This is a genomic window from Myxosarcina sp. GI1 (assembly GCF_000756305.1).
In the GTDB taxonomy this organism is placed as follows: domain Bacteria; phylum Cyanobacteriota; class Cyanobacteriia; order Cyanobacteriales; family Xenococcaceae; genus Myxosarcina.
This window is the reverse complement of sequence record NZ_JRFE01000029.1, coordinates 82,235-100,052: the sequence shown is the minus strand read 5'-3', so window position 1 is coordinate 100,052 and position 17,818 is coordinate 82,235. Positions and strand designations below refer to the sequence as shown.

The 17,818-nt window shown below is 39.6% G+C and carries 18 protein-coding genes; 8 read left to right on the top strand and 10 right to left on the bottom strand.

Annotation, left to right across the window (positions count from 1 at the left end):
- Positions 1-468: 468 nt before the first annotated feature.
- The 3 genes from KV40_RS23090 to KV40_RS23080 all read right to left on the bottom strand — a co-directional run bounded on the left by KV40_RS23090 (position 469) and on the right by KV40_RS23080 (position 2,967).
- Positions 469-759 carry a hypothetical protein gene (locus KV40_RS23090; RefSeq protein WP_036486408.1) on the bottom strand — a complete coding sequence of 97 codons (291 nt, stop codon included), beginning with the start codon at positions 757-759 and terminating at the stop codon, positions 469-471.
- Between the two features lie 287 nt (positions 760-1,046).
- On the bottom strand, positions 1,047-2,216 hold the full coding sequence (locus tag KV40_RS23085) for a zinc-dependent alcohol dehydrogenase (protein ID WP_036486406.1): 1,170 nt from the start codon (positions 2,214-2,216) through the stop codon (positions 1,047-1,049).
- 82 nt (positions 2,217-2,298) lie between these two features.
- Positions 2,299-2,967, bottom strand: coding sequence for an SRPBCC family protein (locus tag KV40_RS23080; protein ID WP_052055863.1), 669 nt, complete (start codon positions 2,965-2,967; stop codon positions 2,299-2,301).
- Positions 2,968-3,301: 334 nt separating this feature from the next.
- Here KV40_RS23080 and KV40_RS23075 point away from each other — a divergent pair, with 334 nt between their 5' ends.
- From KV40_RS23075 to KV40_RS34285, 3 genes are read left to right on the top strand one after another with little or no spacing between them, the layout of a single operon-like run.
- Positions 3,302-4,555, top strand: a complete 1,254-nt coding sequence (locus KV40_RS23075; protein WP_371260820.1) for a histidine kinase dimerization/phosphoacceptor domain -containing protein — start codon at positions 3,302-3,304, stop codon at positions 4,553-4,555.
- A gap of 16 nt (positions 4,556-4,571) precedes the next feature.
- The gene (locus KV40_RS23070; RefSeq protein ID WP_036486404.1) at positions 4,572-4,946 is read left to right on the top strand and encodes a response regulator; all 375 of its coding nucleotides are present in this window, start codon (positions 4,572-4,574) and stop codon (positions 4,944-4,946) included.
- Positions 4,943-6,244 (top strand): response regulator, encoded by a 1,302-nt coding sequence (locus KV40_RS34285; protein ID WP_052055861.1) that lies wholly within the window; start codon positions 4,943-4,945, stop codon positions 6,242-6,244. Before KV40_RS23070 ends, KV40_RS34285 begins: the two co-directional genes overlap by 4 nt.
- A gap of 88 nt (positions 6,245-6,332) precedes the next feature.
- On the opposite strand, the gene murG is transcribed toward KV40_RS34285, so the two are convergent.
- Positions 6,333-7,397, bottom strand: a complete 1,065-nt coding sequence (gene murG / locus KV40_RS23055; RefSeq protein WP_036486402.1) for an undecaprenyldiphospho-muramoylpentapeptide beta-N-acetylglucosaminyltransferase — start codon at positions 7,395-7,397, stop codon at positions 6,333-6,335.
- 127 nt (positions 7,398-7,524) lie between these two features.
- On the opposite strand from murG, the gene trpB reads away from it, so the two are divergent.
- The 4 genes from trpB (at position 7,525) to KV40_RS23035 (ending at position 10,327) form a co-directional block, all read left to right on the top strand.
- On the top strand, positions 7,525-8,763 hold the full coding sequence (gene trpB, locus KV40_RS23050) for a tryptophan synthase subunit beta (RefSeq protein WP_036486401.1): 1,239 nt from the start codon (positions 7,525-7,527) through the stop codon (positions 8,761-8,763).
- A 202-nt stretch (positions 8,764-8,965) separates the two neighbouring features.
- Positions 8,966-9,415, top strand: a complete 450-nt coding sequence (locus tag KV40_RS23045; RefSeq protein WP_253274363.1) for a CAP domain-containing protein — start codon at positions 8,966-8,968, stop codon at positions 9,413-9,415.
- 6 nt (positions 9,416-9,421) lie between these two features.
- Complete coding sequence (locus tag KV40_RS23040) at positions 9,422-10,051, top strand: ribonuclease D (RefSeq protein ID WP_036486397.1); 630 nt, start codon at positions 9,422-9,424, stop codon at positions 10,049-10,051.
- Positions 10,052-10,066: 15 nt separating this feature from the next.
- A complete protein-coding gene (locus KV40_RS23035) occupies positions 10,067-10,327 on the top strand; it encodes a hypothetical protein (RefSeq protein ID WP_036486395.1) in 261 nt (86 codons plus the stop codon).
- Between the two features lie 181 nt (positions 10,328-10,508).
- Here the strand turns inward: KV40_RS23035 and KV40_RS23030 are convergent, their stop codons facing one another.
- The gene (locus KV40_RS23030; RefSeq protein WP_036486393.1) at positions 10,509-11,126 is read right to left on the bottom strand and encodes an NUDIX hydrolase; all 618 of its coding nucleotides are present in this window, start codon (positions 11,124-11,126) and stop codon (positions 10,509-10,511) included.
- A 156-nt stretch (positions 11,127-11,282) separates the two neighbouring features.
- Here KV40_RS23030 and KV40_RS23025 point away from each other — a divergent pair, with 156 nt between their 5' ends.
- Positions 11,283-12,155, top strand: coding sequence for an HAD family hydrolase (locus KV40_RS23025; RefSeq protein ID WP_036486391.1), 873 nt, complete (start codon positions 11,283-11,285; stop codon positions 12,153-12,155).
- Positions 12,156-12,165: 10 nt separating this feature from the next.
- Here KV40_RS23025 and KV40_RS23020 read toward each other — a convergent pair whose 3' ends face one another.
- From KV40_RS23020 to KV40_RS23000, 5 genes are all read right to left on the bottom strand, one after another.
- Complete coding sequence (locus KV40_RS23020; RefSeq protein WP_036486389.1) at positions 12,166-12,486, bottom strand: P-II family nitrogen regulator; 321 nt, start codon at positions 12,484-12,486, stop codon at positions 12,166-12,168.
- 48 nt (positions 12,487-12,534) lie between these two features.
- Positions 12,535-14,238 (bottom strand): SulP family inorganic anion transporter, encoded by a 1,704-nt coding sequence (locus tag KV40_RS23015; RefSeq protein WP_036486387.1) that lies wholly within the window; start codon positions 14,236-14,238, stop codon positions 12,535-12,537.
- 192 nt (positions 14,239-14,430) lie between these two features.
- Entirely contained in the window at positions 14,431-15,420 is a 990-nt protein-coding gene (locus KV40_RS23010; RefSeq protein WP_036486385.1) for a sodium-dependent bicarbonate transport family permease, read from the bottom strand.
- Positions 15,421-15,639: 219 nt separating this feature from the next.
- The gene (locus KV40_RS23005; RefSeq protein WP_036486383.1) at positions 15,640-17,091 is read right to left on the bottom strand and encodes a DUF4335 domain-containing protein; all 1,452 of its coding nucleotides are present in this window, start codon (positions 17,089-17,091) and stop codon (positions 15,640-15,642) included.
- Positions 17,092-17,207: 116 nt separating this feature from the next.
- Positions 17,208-17,753 (bottom strand): DUF3038 domain-containing protein, encoded by a 546-nt coding sequence (locus KV40_RS23000; protein WP_036486381.1) that lies wholly within the window; start codon positions 17,751-17,753, stop codon positions 17,208-17,210.
- Between the last annotated feature and the right edge of the window lie 65 nt (positions 17,754-17,818).

Sequence of the window (17,818 nt, the reverse complement as noted above, 5' to 3'; positions counted from 1 at the left end):
TTTCTTACTTACTTGTTACTTACTTAAAAGCATCAAGTTTGCCTACTCCAGTATATTTCAAAAAGATTACAGTTGCATACGTTTTTTGTGATAAAACATTATAATCTCCTTGAGATCTACAGATCTTAGCTTGGGAGGCAATAGGGGTTTGTCCGAACCGTTCCTATCCTTCCAAGTTGGGCAAAAGTAACGGTAGTCAATGCTGCTTTTGCCAAACTAAAAAGGTTAGATTTAGTTCTTGTCTGTCAATTCGACGAAGTTCATAGAGATTGACTCAGATAATCTTTAGTAAATCTGGTAGTAATCTTTAGTAAATCTGGTAGGCGATCTGCGAACGAGTTTATGACAAATTATTAATCGGTTGCGATCGCCAGACAAACAAAACAGAGTGATGAAAGTTAGAACTGTTAAATAAAGCGTTTGCGCTCTAATTAACGCTACAAACTTATTTCAAATTGATTTAAGCTTTTAGTCATCATCGTCATCGTCATCATCGCCTCTGCGGTAACGGCGGTCTTCGTCGTCATCATCGCCTCTGCGGTAGCTACGACGTTCATCATCATCGTCGCGGTAGCTACGACGCTCATCATCGTCATCGTCGCCTCTGCGGTAACGGCGATCTTCGTCATCATAGTCGCGGTAGCTACGACGTTCATCGTCATCGCCTCTGCGATAACTACCCTCTTCATCTTCGCGATCGCCACGAACTCTTTGTTCTAAATCGCGTTTAATTCCTTTGAACATATCATCTATTCCCATTGCAATCCTCCTGAAAATTAGATGTTAGACTTATTTATCTTTGCTTTTAGCTTGACAGAACGCTCAAATAGATGTTTCGGCTAAAGGTTAGATCTATGCTCAATCTTTTGAAATAGATTTTTGTCAAGAGAAAAAGAAAGCAAAGGAAGAGTTTAATAAATAGAAACTTAGGAAAGTAGGGAGTAGTGAATAGTGAATAGTGAATAGTGAATAGCTATTGGTTAGCCACAATAATTCACTTATTATCTGTTCCCTATTCCCCAGAGCCTAAATTACTTTCTACTTTTCTACGGTTTGAGAACTACTTTGGTACAGTTATCTTTCTTGTTGCGAAATATTTCATAGCCTTTGGGCGCATCTTCAATATTCAGGCGATGAGAAATTACAAAGGAGGGATCGATTTCTTCTTGTTGAATTCGCTCTAATAAAGGCTGAAGATATTTCTGAACGTGAGTTTGCCCAGATCGCAAGGTTAAGGCTTTATTAACAATTGCTCCTAAAGGTATTTTATCGGCAAAGCCGCCGTATACCCCAGGAATTGAAACCGTTCCTCCTTTACGACAGGCGACAATTGCCTGTCTTAACGCTGTAGGTCTACCCGTTTCTAGTTTGACACCCTGTTTTATCTCGTCGTAGACTGCCATGGCATCGGTGCCGTGCGCTTCTAAACCTACTGCATCAATACAGCGATCGGGTCCTCTACCGCCAGTCATTTCTTTCAGGGCTTCACCAGGATCTATTTCCTCGTAGTTAATTACCTCGGCATTACCCTGTTCTTGTGCCATGAGCAGACGTTCGGGAAAGCGATCGATGGCGATTACTCTTTCTGCGCCCAGCATATAGGCACTTTTAATGGCAAACTGCCCTACGGGTCCACAGCCCCATACTGCCACTGTATCTCCTGGTTCGATATCAGCATTTTCGGCTGCCATGTAGCCAGTAGGAAAAATATCGGTCAAAAATAAAACCTTATCGTCTTCTAAGCCATCGGGAATTTTTATAGGTCCGACATCGGCATAGGGAACGCGGGCGTATTGAGCTTGACCCCCTGCATATCCTCCAAGTAAATGAGAGTAACCATAAATAGCAGATGGAGAATGCCCGTAAAATTTCTCTGCCATCCAGGTATTGGGGTTAGAGTTATCGCATAGCGACCACAAATCTTTTTTGCAGAAAAAACAGCCACCACAGGCAATAGTAAAAGGAACTACGACGCGATCGCCTTTTTTCAGGTTTTTGACTTCTCGACCGACTTCGACTACTTCTCCCATAAATTCGTGACCCAGAATATCGCCCGATTCCATTGTGGGAATGTTGCCTTCGTATAGATGCAAATCGGAACCACAAATAGCGGTGGAAGTTATTTTGATAATGGCATCACGGGGATTGAGAATTGTGGGATCGGGTACGGTTTCTACTCGTACATCGTGTTTATCGTGCCAACATACGGCTTTCATAATTTTAAATATTTGTATGGTGTGTGGTTGGTTTGGAAGCTTTCAATCGCCTTGAAGAAAACTTTTTAGTTCGATCGATGCTTTAAGAACCTTGGGGTTGACCTTCAGTAGTAGCAATTTCTCCAGTTTCCATTAACTGTTTGAAACGATTTAGTTCGTCGCCAATTTGTTCTTGAGGAGATTCGCCAAAGAGTGAGGCGATCGCATCTGTTAATGCTCCTCCTGGAGGCTGATATTCTAAAACTACCTTTACTTGAGTGCCGCGTCCGCCTGTAGCTGGTTGAAAGCGTACGAATCCGCAATTGTCGATTTGAGCATTTTCTAAGGCACTCCAGGCGATAAGATGTCCTGGTTCGTCTCTAACAATTTCGGCATCCCATTCTACGGTAAAATCTAAAGGAGCATCAGCAACCCAGTGAGACACTTTACCTGCTTCATCTTTATGAGTTACCGATTTTAAATGACCCATAAAAGTAGGTAAATTAGTTAAGTCTCGCCAGTAATTATATAGTTCTGTTGCAGCGCGATCGATAGTAACAGTTTTTTCAACTATAATGTTTGGTTTTAGCCCTACTGCTTTGGCTGCACGTTCTAGAATATTTTCCGAATTCGATACGGCGCGATCGCTTAAGGCGGCTAATACTTGTTTTAATGAATGCTGCTGTAAGTTTTTTACAACTAAGGGACTATTGACAATTTTGTCAGCTACTATGGCTGGATTCGTCTTTAAGTCTTCTTTGATTAGTTCCATAATAAAAGTTGTCTATAGCTAAAAGTAAAGTTGTGCTGCGACAATCTAAAATCATTAAAGAACGATCGAGCTATTTTTTTTTCCTTCTAAAGATAGAATAATATTTATTTAATTCGTCTTTTGTTCGTAAAACCGTTAATAGATTTGAATTATACATACTTAGACTAAAATTTGTACGTAACTGGCGATCGGTCAAAAGTACGTGATTTTAAGACCTCTACTTGCGCGTAATGTTTTTCTGAAGTAGCAAATAATATCACATTGTTGAAAACTACAAAATAAATAACAATAGCCAAAATTGCTTATTGCATGATAGTGGAATCGATTCAAAAATATAAAGTTAAGGCAGCAGGTCAAACATTTACAAGATCAAAAAACCAAGCTAGAAATCGAAAATACTAAGTCTAAATTATTAACAGATATAACTTACAAAATTCGTAATTCTCTCAATCTAGAAGAGATTTTGAATACTACTGTGTCAGAACTCTGTCGGAGTTTAAAACTCGATCGTATTGTCATCTATAAAATTTTACCAGGAGGTTCTGGAAAAATAGTTACTGAATCTGTAACGTCCGATTATTCTTCGATTTTAGGTTCTGAATTTCCTGAAGAAACTTTGCCATTATTTTGTCAAAATAAAATACGACAGCAAGCATACAAAGCAATTAGCGATGTTCGACAAGAATATCAAGAAAGTTTTCCGTGTCTGGTAAAATTTTTAGAGCATTTGTGCGTTAAATCGAAGATCGTCGTTCCAATTATTTATAATACAAATCTTTGGGGATTTTTAATCGCGCATCAATGTAGTTACTATCGTAAATGGACGGAATTAGAAATAGAGTTGTTGTGTGAGTTGAGCGATCGCTTAGCGATCGCCATCAAACAATCTGAAGTTTATCATCAACTAGAAGTTGAGTTACAAGAAAGAAAAGAAACACAAAACAAACTTCAAAATTCTCTTAGGGAAAAAGAAATATTATTAAAAGAGATTCATCATCGCGTCAAAAATAACCTCAATATTATTAGTAGTATGTTAAATCTTCAAACTGACTATATTGAAGATGAACAAATTATTAATATGTTTATTGATAGTAAGAATAGAATTCGTAGTATCGCTTTGATTCACGAACAGCTTTATAACTCTACCGACTTATCGCGGATCGATTTTGCCAAATACATACAAAGTCTGATCGAAAACTTTTGTAGCGTTCATAATACAGATACCAGAAACATTAATTTTGAAATGAATTTAATATTTCTGGAGTTAAATTTAGAAACAGCTATTCCCTGTGGCTTGCTGATTAATGAAATAATTACTAATTCATATAAACATGCTTTTCCAGATAATAGTTGTGGTCAAATAAAAATTAATTTTAGTTCTGATGGAGTTTTACATCACTTAAATATTAGCGATAATGGCATCGGAATACCCGAAAATTTCGATCTAGAAAATTCGACTTCTTTGGGTTTGCGACTTGTTAATCTATTATCAATGCAGTTAAGCGCAGAATTGCAAACCCATTCTTCCTCAAAAGGCACGGCTATACAACTTACTTTTGCGGAACTAGAATACGAAAGTCGTATTTGAAACAAAGAGAAAAATTATGTCTAAAATATCTATTTTAATTGTCGAAGATGAGTTAATACCTGCTTATAATTTATCTAATTTTTTAAAACGTAACGATTATAGAGTTGTCGGAATTGCAAATTCTGGTGAAAAAGCTTTGGAGATGGTAGAGAAGGATCGACCAAATATTGTTTTAATGGATATTTTACTGCGGGGTAATTTAAACGGTATTGAAACCGCTCGTCGCCTTCAAGAAAAAAGTAATATTGCTATTGTTTATCAAACTGCTTTTTCCGATCTTGAAACCAAACAGCAAGCAAAATTAGCTGGTAATTATTTTTATATAATCAAACCTTTTCAATTTTCTAATTTGTTGAAAATTTTAAAAGAGGCAGTGGAGCTAAAGATATGAATCAAATTAGCATTTTTATTGTTGAAGATGAAGCAATCGCTGCTGCTAGCCTGGCACTAGATTTAGAACGTAATGGTTATAAAGTTGCTGGCATAGCAGACATGGGAATTCAGGCGCTGAAAAAAATCGAAAACACTAAGCCAGATTTAATCCTGATGGATATTGCGATTAAAGGTGATATGGATGGTATTACAGTTAGCGAGAAAATTCTCGACAAATACAATATTCCAGTTGTTTATATTACTTCTTTTTCTGATAAAGCAACGTTAAAAAGAGCCAGACCGACACAACCTCAAGCTTATATAGTTAAGCCCTATAATATAGTCGATCTTAAAGCGGCGATCGACAGCGTCTTAAAACTAGTAAATCCGATAGAAACTACTTTAAACAAAGTTAGTCGCAAACTCAAAAAAGGCACTAATAAATTTAAAACAGCTGTCCATAAAAATTTAAAGTTGCCTTCTCTCAGTAGTTTTGATCGCAGTTTAAAACAAAAAAAATATGCTAAACGCCTTCCTCCGTTGTCTCCAGAAGATACTAAAATCGTAGAAGCCCTTCACACTGAAGGAATTTATCTGACTTCTCTGGCAGAATTACAATTACCCCATACCAAAAGATTTCTACGAGATTTAAAAAATCTTCAGCCACAGCTTTACACTTTTTATAATCGACAAGGTTGGCGGGCAGGTATACCTGCATTACGCAAATTCTCTCATCTGGAAATCATGTTATGGGGATTGGCAGAAAGATTATTAGATATCATCGAAAATTATATCGGTCTGCCTCTACTTTTTCATGGTGTCGATCTGCGACGAGATGTTGCCGATGCACCCATAACCGATGCCAGACAATGGCATTTAGATATTGACGATGAAAGAATGGTTAAGATTATCATATATCTCAATCATGTAGGAATTGGTAAAGGACCGTTTGAATACATACCGCGATCGCAAACCGCACGAGTTAGAGACTCTCTTAACTATACAACGGGATTTGTAGACGATGAAGCCATGTCTAAAGTTATTGCTCCTCAACATTGGAAAACCTGTACTGGCAAAGCAGGAAGTGTAGCAATCGTCGATCCCTGCAATATTTTTCATCGAGCCAAACCAGCAAAGCGCAATCGTTATTCTATTACTTTTGGCTATACTTCTAGAATACCTAAAATTGCCCTGAGTGAATTTAAACTTTCCTCAGAAGAATGGAAGAGATTGACTCCCAGTTTAAGCAAACGCCAAATTGCTTGTTTGAGGCGCGATCGCTCTTTTACTTTGACTAAGCTCGACTTTATTCATTGAGAGCAAAAGCAAAACAAAAATACTTAAAAGATGTCGAGTTCAAGTGAATATTTATGGTAAGTGAACTGTAAGCTTAAACATCACAGTTTTATTTATTAATCGCAGTACGAACCAAATTAGCCAGTCTTTCTGCACTATCGCTTACTGCCAGTGAAACTGCTTTGTCGGTCATATTCTGTAGCCGTGAGGGAGAATCTAATAACTCAATTACCTGTCGATCGAGAATTTCGGCAGTTAGTTTTGATTGTTGATAAACTACCGCCGCACCAGCCCTGGCAAACTCTCTAGCATTGTATGCCTGATGATCTTCAGCAGCATAAGGATAGGGAATTAAGATCGCTGGCGTACCAGTAACGGCGAGTTCGGTTAGAGTTCCCGCACCAGCACGAGAAATAGCTAAGTTAGCTCTTTGCAACAATCCTGCCATGTTTTCATAAAAAGGCAGAGATATATATTGAGGATGTTGTAAAGTCTCGACATCGGGATCGTTATTGCCAGTCAAATGAACGATATATGCTCCCCTGCTCAACCATTGAGGTGCTGCGGCGCGAACCAGTTTATTAACTGCTACTGCACCTTGAGAACCGCCAGCTACTACAATTAAGGTTGCTTCATCGGGAATGGGTAAATCCAAAGTTTGGGGTTGGCGAAACTGCAAGCGAACTGGCGTACCAACATAGGTAGTTGGTACTTTGGGTAAATAGCGAGCCGTTCCTTCAAAGCCTAGAGCGATCGCATCACACCAGCGAGACAGAAAGCGGGTAACTTTACCAGGAATAAAGTTAGCTTCGTGCAAAATTGTGGGTTTTTGCTGCAGACGAGCCGCTAAAATAGCAGGCGCAGCGATATAGCCACCTGTAGTTACTACAGCATCAATCTGCTTGGCTTTAATTAGTTTTTGTACTTGAAGTATTGAGAATAAAAAGCGAGAAATAATTTTAAATGACTTAAAACCCAGACGTTGTTGAAAACCTTCTACAGAAATTGTATTGAGTGGATAACTCTCTGGTACTAAAGTAGTTTCCAAACGATTGGGAACCCCTAACCACTCAATTTCATAGTCGGGTAGCTGTTGGGCTAAAGCGAGGGCGGGAAATAAATGACCACCCGTACCGCTAGCAGCAATGAGAAGGCGAGTTGGAGATGATGACACTAGATGAAGATACAAATCGACTCTAATTATTGTATGTCTCGATCTTGTTTACGCCATCATTTAAGTATGAAATGGAATTACCATCTACAATATTTAAAAACTGCCAAATATACATAATTTTATTTTTATGACTGCTACACCCCTAAACAGCGATCGCGCTGCGGCTCAGTTACCAGACAATTTGGGACGTTTTGGTGCTTACGGTGGTAAATACGTTCCCGAAACGCTAATGCCAGCTTTAGCCGAATTAGAAACGGCTTACGCCAAATACAAAAACGATCCAGACTTTTTAAACGAGCTACAGGGACTGTTAAAAGATTATGTCGGCAGACCCAGTCCGCTGTATTTCGCCGAACGTCTCAGCCAGCACTATACTCGCCCCGATTTTACACCAGAAATATATCTCAAACGGGAAGACCTCAATCATACGGGAGCGCATAAAATTAATAATGCGATCGCACAAGCTTTACTTGCCATTCGCATGGGTAAAAAGCGCATTATTGCCGAAACGGGTGCGGGACAGCATGGAGTAGCTACAGCAACAGTTTGTGCGCGATTTGGCATCGAGTGCATCATTTATATGGGCGTTCGCGACATGGAACGTCAAAAGCTAAACGTATTTAGGATGCGGTTATTAGGTGCGAAAGTAGAGCCTGTATCTGCTGGGACTGGCACTCTTAAAGATGCCACCTCAGAAGCGATTAGAGATTGGGTAACTAATGTCGAAACCACTCACTACATTTTGGGTTCGGTAGCGGGACCCCATCCCTACCCGATGATGGTTCGCGACTTTCACGCCGTTATCGGTAGCGAAACCCGTCGCCAGTCTCAAGAAAAATGGAATGGCTTGCCAGATATCTTAATTGCCTGTGTAGGTGGTGGTTCTAATGCTATGGGTCTATTTTATGAATTTATTGCTGACACCAAAGTGCGCCTAATAGGAGTGGAAGCCGCAGGAGAAAGCGTAGCTTCTGGCAAACATGCCGCTACCCTCACTAAAGGCAGCCCTGGTGTATTACATGGTGCTATGAGCTATTTGCTACAGGATACTCAGGGTCAAATTATAGAGGCACATTCAATTAGTGCGGGTTTAGACTATCCAGGCGTAGGACCAGAACACAGCTATCTTAAAGACACCAAGCGGGCAGAATATTACAGCATTACCGATGTAGAAGCAGTTGATGCTTTGTGTCTGCTCTCAGAACTAGAGGGCATCATCCCGGCATTAGAAACGGCTCATGCTTTTGCCTATCTAGAAAAACTCTGTCCTCAACTCCAAGGTAATTCCCACATTGTTATTAACTGTTCGGGAAGGGGTGACAAAGATGTACAAACAGTAGCTAAGTATTTAGGAGATAAGTTGTAATTTAAAAAAGTTAAAAGGAGCGGCGACCCCGCGTCGGCGAAAGACGCAAGGGAATGCGCCGCGATTTAAAAGTCAAAAGTTAAAATTACTAATTTCAATGTCTAGCTATTCAAAACCGAAAGCGTTACACATAGCTAAGTTGCTGCTAACTTTTGTTGTCTTCACGATATCTGGCTATCTCTCTAAGTCGGCGCAAAGCACTGTGCCACTTATTCGACAAGAAGGTTACAATTCTATTGCTGCGGTTTCAGCCGAGGATGAGTTGACAAATTTAAAACAGTCGATTCTCGACGGTGTAAATCAGTACCGCAGTACCAAAAATCTACCGCCACTGTCATTGAATTCAGCAATTAGTCAGCAAGCTAAAACTCACAGCAAAAATATGGCGCAAGGGCAAGTATCCTTTAGTCATGAAGGCTTTAAAGGACGAGTACAAGCTCTGTCGGGAAAAATATCCTATCGGCGTGCGGCGGAAAATTTGGCTTACAATTCAGGATACGCTAAGCCTGCCAAGCAAGCAGTTGATGGATGGATTGACAGTCCGAGCCATCGCCACAATATGTTAGGCAATTATAATTTAACAGGAATTGGAATTGCTAAAAATAGCCAGGGCGAATACTATTTTACGCAAATTTTTATTTTGGAAAAGTAATTTGATATGGTTTTAGGTAACGTACAGCTTTTTGATGAAGATATCGATGGAGCAACCCTAGCTCGTTATTTAGCCGAAGATACTATTGCTGTAGATACCGAAACAATGGGTTTGGTTATAGGGCGCGATCGCCTGTGTTTGGTGCAGCTATGCGATTCTTTAGGTTATGTTAGCGCCGTTCGTATTGCCAAGGGGCAAACTTCAGCCCCCAACCTCGAAAAACTACTAACTGCCACAGAGGTAACAAAAATTTTTCACTATGCTCGCTTTGACGTAGCTCAGTTTCTCTATACCTTTGGTATAGAAACTACACCGATTTTTTGTACCAAAATTGCCAGTAAGTTAGCTCGTACCTACACTTCCAGTCATGGTTTGAAAAGTCTGGTAGCAGAACTAGCGACAGTAGAGTTAGACAAACGCGCTCAAAGTTCTGACTGGGGTAATGCAGATAATTTGACAATCGAACAGCTAAACTATGCGGCTAACGATGTTCGCTATTTAATAGATGTCAGAGACAAGCTGATAACAATGTTAAAGCGAGAAGATCGCTATGAATTAGCACAGCAGTGTTTTCAAACCGTTCCTCTATTTGTAAAGCTCGATATTCTTCAGTACAGTGGAATCTTTGAGCATTGAGATTTGACAATAACCGTGACCATTAAAGTTTTAGCAACGGCAAAAGTTCATTGGCGATCGCCGAAACAGGGCGGTAGAACGCCTCCAACTAGTTCCGTTTATGCTGCTACTGCAAGGTTTGACGAATCTGATGAAATGTTTAGTATCGTTCTCAAGTTTTTGACTGCAAACGATAAAACTCAAGACTCATTTATAGATGAAGCAGAAGTTGGCTTTTTAGCTCCAGAGTTAGTTATGAATAAATTAGCACCTGGCAAAAAGCTTTTGATTGCTTAAGGTTTTCGGACTGTAGCTGAATGCGAAATTCAATCTGTTAAATTATCTGAGTTTACTTCAATAGAAGACTTTCAATCTACACCTGTCAGCTAAGACGAGTTGATACTGAGGATTTTACTAATAGCGCGATCGCAAAACCAGAATAGAGAGTAGCTATCCCTGACTCAAATTGGTTCGAGCATTAATCGAAATCTGTGGGTAAGGTAGGCTCTCGATAATGCTCGAAAAACCTCAACAATTGCGATTTTTTGACTCTCGAATCTGATAGTTCGGGTATTTCGGTGATACCAAAAAAAGCAATTTCACTAACTTCAGCATTAATTCGAGGTTCTCCGCCAATAATTTCACACTGAAAAAAAAGTTTGTAGACGCTATGGGGATATGATGGAGTGTGTTTTTGCCATTCGCGATCGTAAACGGCTAGCAATTTGCTAACTTTTGTCTCAAATCCAGATTCTTCTAACACCTCCCGAGTTACCGCTTGCGATGGAATTTCGTTGACATCTGCCCACCCACCAGGTAACGTCCATCTTCCTGCATCGGCAATTTCTCGCACCAGCAAGATTTTGTCGTCTTTAAAAATAGCTCCCCGCACATCCACTTTAGGAGTAGCGTAACCAAATTCGTTAGCATTAAGCTCAAGCAATTCTGGCTTAGATAGAGAAGTATGTTCTGCCATAATTTCCGCAGCTAACTCTCTTATTTGCTCGTATCTTTCGCGATCGTATCGCTCTTGGGAAAAATGCAGTCCTGTTTGGCTAATAGCTTGGAGTTTTCTCGCCCATTCAATCCATTTCATAGATTATTATCTTTATTTCTATATTTAATTATTAAATACATTTAGTATTTGACATTTAACACTATTCAATAAATACATATTTAAGTAACAATAATGTATTACAACAATAGTGTATTATATTGACAAACCCACTAATTTTAGGAAACCAATTGAGAGATGGGCTACGCCACCAAACCACTTTCCAATCGTATTGCAGTTGTCTTTGACTTTGATGAAACTCTAATTCCAGACGATAGCTTTGATATTTTATTAAAAGATTGCCAACTAGATCTCGAAGCCTTCGAGCGCGATCGCGTCGAGCCTTTAGTTAAACAGGGTTGGCACAAATATTTAGCTAGAACGTATTGTCTAATTCAAGAGTCGAGACAAAGAGAAGGCAAAGATAAAATTACTTACGAACGGTTGGCTAATTTGGGTAAAAAAGTACGTCCCATTGAAGGCGTGCCAGAAATGTTCGATTGCCTTCGTCAAAAAGCACGAGAATTAGTTCCAGAAGTAGAGGTTGAATATTATCTAATTAGCGGTGGGTTTGTCGATATCGCTCGCAATACTTCTATTGCCAAACATTTTACTCAGATGTGGGGTTGCGAACTGGCATATGAGCAGAACGGAGAAATTCAATTTCTCAAACAGCAAATGACTCATACGGAAAAAACCCACTATTTATATTATCTTTCTAAGGGTATCGATGCCGAAAACGAGCAAGATTTAATTTACAATTACCGCGATATTCCTATTGAAGAACTGCACGTCCCTCTCAATCAAACAATCTACGTTGGCGATGGTACCTCGGATATCCCTTGTTTTACCGCAATCAATCAATATGAAGGTATTGCCTTTGGTATTTTTCCAGAACACTCCTCGGCAGAAAAATGGGAACATCGGGAGAAAGTAACTAATAGCCAGCAAATAACTAATTTAGTACCAGCCCACTATGGAGAAGATTCCGAACTGATGCGATCGCTCATCTTAGCAATTGAATGTATGTGCAAACAAATTTTACTGCTTCAGCTTAGTGTAGGTGAATAGGCACAGACCATTATAGTGCGGCTACGCAGTGAATCGAGCGAATTTCCATTGCATCTGAAAGATAGCAGACACCGCCATACTTATTAAGAATGGGTCTGATTTTTTCGATTATGGGTTTGGCTTTATCTGGAGAACAGTAGCATATTATAAAGTCATTACTTAGTTGACTGCTGCCCAGATTCATATCGTCGGATATAGTGCCAAAATCACCTTTACCAGTCACATTACTAATTATGGTGTAATTTGGAACACCTATATTATCAAAAACCTTGATAATTTTTTCAGCTTCTTGAGAAGCAACTATTATTTCTATTCTGCTAACTGGATGCACGTTCCTTCTTGCCTACCATGCTGGTTGAAATCTCGATATAGATCGATTTTACTCGATCTGGTTGGAGCCAGAGTTTTCTGAATTAACAATTTTATTATCTCTAACACCAGAAGATTCGATACCAGCAATTGCTTCTTGTAAGGCAAAAAGCCGCTCGTTGAAACAGTGGCTAGGGGTTAATAATTTCAATAGCTGTAGTTTTTGCAATCTGTCTTTTACCTTACCTTTAGCACCAACTAAAAATACCTGGTGTTTTTTTTCATAGGCATCTTTAATCATATTTTCGATCGCCAAAGAAGCAGTCACCCCTAATAAAGGTACGTCGCTGAGATCTAAAATCAGAACCTCATATTTGCTAACTATGCCCATTCTTTGAGAAATAGTTTTCGCCGCACCAAAACTCATCGGTCCGCTGAGATTGAATAATAAAATTTTTCCTCTAGCTCGCTTGAGCAGATGTTTCTCAGCGGTATTTAAATCTGTATCATCATCGGGATTGGTAATTGCTTTGACCCGATTGCTTTGAATATCGCTCAAGTTTTTAATTGTTAGTAAATTGGCAAAAAATACCCCTACGGCTACTGCCGTAATTAAATCTACAAAAACAGTTAAAAACAGAACGATATACATCAATCCCGTCGCTTTGAGCGAAATTTTGTGGGCGCGTTTTAAAAAACTCCAGTCGATAATATCAATACCAACCTTGATTAAAATTCCCGCTAAAACTGCATGAGGAATATTGGCGGTCAACTCGCCAGCCTTCAGCACGATAACTAGCAAGACTAAAGCGTGAATCATTCCCGAAATAGGAGTCTTACCACCAGTTTTGACATTGATTACAGTTCGCATAGTTGCACCCGCCCCAGGTAGCCCACCACACAAACCAGAAATCAGATTGCCAATTCCCTGACCGATTAATTCGCGATCGCTATCGTGTTGAGTATGAGTAATATTATCGGCAACTAAGGAAGTAAGCAAAGAATCGATCGAACCCAAAACAGCCAACATCAAGCCATAACCAAATATCGCTCTAAATTGAGCGACATTAAAGGTCGGTAACTGCAAACGTGGCAGTCCGCTAGGTATATCACCAATTAGACGCAAATTGCTATCTGGAAGGAAACAAACCGCAGCTATAGTGCCGATAATCAGTGCCAGCAAAGGAGAAGGAATTAGGCGAGTTAGTTTAGCAGGAGAACCAAAGACGATGGCTAGAGTTAAAATGCCCAAACCGACAGCAGCAAGATTAGCATGAGCGAGAAAGTAGGGAACTCGATTTACCGATTCGATAACATTAGCTGAAGGAGAATGTCCCAGAAAGGGACCGAGTTGAATTAAGATAATAATTACTCCAACTCCAGACATAAACCCCGAAATCACTGTATAGGGCATGAGGGTAATATATTTACCCAGACGCATCAGCCCAAAAATAATTTGAAAAATTCCCCCCAGCATAACCGTAGTAAAAGCCAGTGCAACTCCAGTTTTGGGATTACTGGCAACTAGCTGTGAGAAAACCGTTGCCATAACTACAGTCATCGGACCTGTAGGTCCAGAAATCTGTGAGGGAGTACCGCCAAATAGAGCGGCAAAAAAACCAATTATAATCGCGCCATAAAGACCAGCGATCGCTCCAGCTCCAGAAGAAACGCCGAAAGCAAGAGCCAAAGGCAAAGCCACGACTGCCGCAGTTATCCCGCCAAACAAATCGCCGCGAATATTTTTAAAATGCAAACCGTTTACTAACTGCATAAAGAGCGGATAACTGCAAATTTGTCAACTATTTTACTGTCAATCTATCATCGACGCTCGATAAAACGAAAGTAATTAATTTGGCGTTGCATAGTTGCAGAATGATTCGGATTAAATAATAATTGATATCCCTTGCTACCTGCTCCCCTGCACGAGCTTAACCATCCCATCACGGTACAACACCAATTTTTTTTAGCCCCACACCCGATTGATAATTGCGAGATAAACGGGAATGCCAATAATAATATTAAACGGAAAAGTTAATGCCAAAGCCATAGAAATATAGAGACTGGGATTGGCTTCTGGTACGGTCATACGCATGGCTGCGGGTACGGCAATATAAGAAGCACTAGCAGTAAGAACAGTAAATAAAAGCGCGTTAGGAACCGACATCCCAATTGCCTTAGCAATAAATATTCCAATTAAGGCATTAAATACTGGCATTAAAATTGAAAATCCTATTATAAATGAACCACTTTTCTTTAAAGCTTCAATTCTTTTAGCGGCGACAATGCCCATATCTAACAGGAAAAAAGTCAACATACCATAAAATATTTCTCCCGTGAAGACCTCTAAACTTTGCCAACCATTTTCGCTGGTAATTATGCCTACAACTAAACTTCCTAATAATAGAAAGACCGAACCATTTAAAAAAGCTTCTCGTAAAACTTCAGTCCAGGTAAAATTATCGTCACTATTTTCTTTACTCTCTTTAGACTTGGTAAATAATCGCACCAAAATTAAACCAATAATAATTGCTGGAGACTCCATAAGAGCTAGAGCCGCTACCATGTGACCGCCGTAATTATTCATACCCTGTTGCTCTAGAAAAGAAGTAGCTGTAACAAAAGTGACGGCACTAATAGAACCATAGGATGCTGCTACTGCTGCTGCGTTATAAGCATCTAGTTTTAATCTAAGAATAAAAAAGCAATAAATTGGTACTATAGCAGCTAAAAGAATTGCCGCAATTAAAGTTAAAGCTATTTCTCCGTTGATACCACTTTCATGAATTTCATGACCGCCTTTAAACCCAATGGCAAATAACAAGTAAAGGGAAAAAAGTTTTGGTAAAGGCTGAGGAATTTCTAAATCTGATTTTAAAAAAACCGCCGATAATCCAATAAAAAAAAATAAAACTGGCGGATTTAAAATATTAGAAAGAATTAAACTAGAATCCATAATTGGTTATTAGTTATTATTTATTGGTTGTTGTTTGGGTTATTATCTCGCGATTACTTATTTAAAGTTAATAAAAATTACTAATAGATAACTGGTATTTTTGAAATTGTGTTAGATGAAAGTAGCTCGCTTAAATCTGTAATATTTAACATACGAGATTTATCGCTTACGATTTTGTATCTTGCGCTAAATAAAAACTGTTAACTGGATAACTAATAACTATTCGATAAATGTATTAACCTCTCCGTCAGGACTCAACATCAAGCGAACGGTAAAATTCTGGTTTGTCGATGCAGGAGTGATAAAAGTTTCCCCCATCAAAGGTATATTGGTGCGATCGAGATATATCTGCGAAGCCTTACCGATGGGAAAAATACGAGCGATCGCGCCATGGCGATCGATAACTAAGCGATATTCTATAGTTTCTCTTAGTTGTTCTGGCGGTTGCCAATTTTTCTGAAAGTACTGGTTTACCTGGCGTAATTGAGGCTGAAATTGAGATTGAGAGGGCAAATTGTTTAAAGCCAGAGCGGAACTATTATTAGTTTGCAGGCGATCGCCATTTAAATCGGGATTAGATGGAATCTTGTTAGCTTCCGGTGCTAATTCTAGGTTGTTTGTTTTAAAGTTGTTATTAAATTTTTCTGGATTATCTACAGGATTATTAAAATCTAGTGCCAGCGGAGAGCTTGGAGAGTCAGGCATGGCATTGGCTTTGGCAGTATTTTCTGCAATAGATTGAGGAGCGTTGGGATTATTGCTGTCGGTTGAAGATGAGTTAGCATTAGCAGTATTGCCTGGCGATTTTTCAGTTTGAGTATCCTTTGGTGGTTGTGGTTTTACAGCAGTTTCGGGAATGACAGTCATGTTTGGTTCTGGGTTGGGAGGAGCCACTGGCGGATCTAAAGCTGATAAGTCAAACGGTTTGGCAGGAGGATAATCAGCGGGATCGGGAATATCGGGTTGGGGTTTGGGTACGTCAACTGGTACTGGCGGCGGTAATTTTTTTGCCGATGATATGGGTTCTTCTAATCTGGGATTGGCTATAGGTGTTTCTGTTGCCGATTTTTGAGGGGGAACCACTTCTTGGTATTCGGGAATAGTAGCGGTAGGTTTTTCTGGGGCTGAAGCTGGTGTTGATTCTAGTCGTCGCGAGTTTCTCATTGATAATGTAGCCAAACCACCGACGATAATTACTGCTACAGCACAACTTCCCCAAACCAGCATATTTCTTTTGGGCTTGGGCGGTTCGAGTTGAAATGCATTGAGATCTGTAGTATACGCTTCTAAAGCAGAAACGAGGTCGAATAGCTGTACCGTAGTTAAATCGATCTTTGAGGAATTATTATCTGCAAAATTAACGATTAGTTGGTGATTGACCGAGGTAGGCGATTGCATATTTAGTTCGATCTCGTTAGAGATAGCCTTATCTACCTTTTCAGAGGGCAAAAATGATGACTTTAAATAGATTTGCAAACGCCAGAAAACAACCTGGCAAAGCTGTTCTAACTGCTGGCGATCGCCTTTAATAGTTGTCTGCTGTGTTTCTGGAATTTGCGGATCGTCAAAACTCAAATAAAAATAAGGTTTACCTGCCACTTTTTTGGTCGAATAATCGATCTTAAGAGTACAGGTAGGAGGAGTATAAGTGCGTAAGTGTGTAGAAGCCATAAGTTGATGAATAGAGGAAGGCAGAGGGAACAGGGAGCAGGGAGCAGGGAAAATTTATCAATCTGTAGTCAACATTTAGAGAATTACTATAACAATAGTCACCTAAAGCCTAAAGCCTATGAATCAGCAGCATCTACCATTGCCAGCCAGAGTAGACGATGACCGTTATCACCACTGTAAAATAATAAGTCTGTCAAAAGTTTCCAGGCTAGGGTAGACAAATCTACATTAGTTCCTGGCGTAGCATTTTTGCGGCAATATAAAGTAATAAATCTATCGATATAGTTATTTAACAAGGTGACTTCACAGACATCGCGATGTTCCCGTTCTACGCGTTCGAGAAGACTGACAGCGCGACGAAGTGATTCTTGATGCTGTTTGGCTAAATGACAGATAATTAATACCAGCGATCGCGCTTCTGCTACTTCTATTGGTTTGCGTTTGTTTGGCTTACTCTGTTGCCAGCGACTGAGGCGGTCGTTAATTACTTTCAAATCTAATTCTTCAGCCGCTTGTAACAAAGCTTCAGTTTTTAGATCGGTAATTGCTATTAGAGCTAGTAATACTAAATCAAGGTAAGACTCAATCCAATTTAGCTGCTGCAGGTCGGGAAGCCGCATACGGTGCCAATCTTGCCATCTCGATACAGAAGGAAGCTGCATAGTCGGTAAATAGTAGTTGATATCATATCTTATTATGTTTATTATCTGCGATTGTTTTAATACTT

What these genes read in the sequence shown, in the direction of transcription:
- KV40_RS23025 (WP_036486391.1), top strand. Translation starts at nt 11,283, where the DNA reads ATGGGCTACGCCACCAAACCACTTTCCAATCGTATTGCAGTTGTCTTT.
- KV40_RS23010 (WP_036486385.1), bottom strand. Translation starts at nt 15,420, where the DNA reads ATGGATTCTAGTTTAATTCTTTCTAATATTTTAAATCCGCCAGTTTTA.
- KV40_RS23040 (WP_036486397.1), top strand. Translation starts at nt 9,422, where the DNA reads ATGGTTTTAGGTAACGTACAGCTTTTTGATGAAGATATCGATGGAGCA.
- KV40_RS23070 (WP_036486404.1), top strand. Translation starts at nt 4,572, where the DNA reads ATGTCTAAAATATCTATTTTAATTGTCGAAGATGAGTTAATACCTGCT.
- KV40_RS23085 (WP_036486406.1), bottom strand. Translation starts at nt 2,216, where the DNA reads ATGAAAGCCGTATGTTGGCACGATAAACACGATGTACGAGTAGAAACC.
- KV40_RS23030 (WP_036486393.1), bottom strand. Translation starts at nt 11,126, where the DNA reads ATGAAATGGATTGAATGGGCGAGAAAACTCCAAGCTATTAGCCAAACA.
- KV40_RS34285 (WP_052055861.1), top strand. Translation starts at nt 4,943, where the DNA reads ATGAATCAAATTAGCATTTTTATTGTTGAAGATGAAGCAATCGCTGCT.
- KV40_RS23080 (WP_052055863.1), bottom strand. Translation starts at nt 2,967, where the DNA reads ATGGAACTAATCAAAGAAGACTTAAAGACGAATCCAGCCATAGTAGCT.
- trpB (WP_036486401.1), top strand. Translation starts at nt 7,525, where the DNA reads ATGACTGCTACACCCCTAAACAGCGATCGCGCTGCGGCTCAGTTACCA.
- KV40_RS23000 (WP_036486381.1), bottom strand. Translation starts at nt 17,753, where the DNA reads ATGCAGCTTCCTTCTGTATCGAGATGGCAAGATTGGCACCGTATGCGG.
- KV40_RS23005 (WP_036486383.1), bottom strand. Translation starts at nt 17,091, where the DNA reads ATGGCTTCTACACACTTACGCACTTATACTCCTCCTACCTGTACTCTT.
- KV40_RS23090 (WP_036486408.1), bottom strand. Translation starts at nt 759, where the DNA reads ATGGGAATAGATGATATGTTCAAAGGAATTAAACGCGATTTAGAACAA.
- KV40_RS23015 (WP_036486387.1), bottom strand. Translation starts at nt 14,238, where the DNA reads ATGCAGTTAGTAAACGGTTTGCATTTTAAAAATATTCGCGGCGATTTG.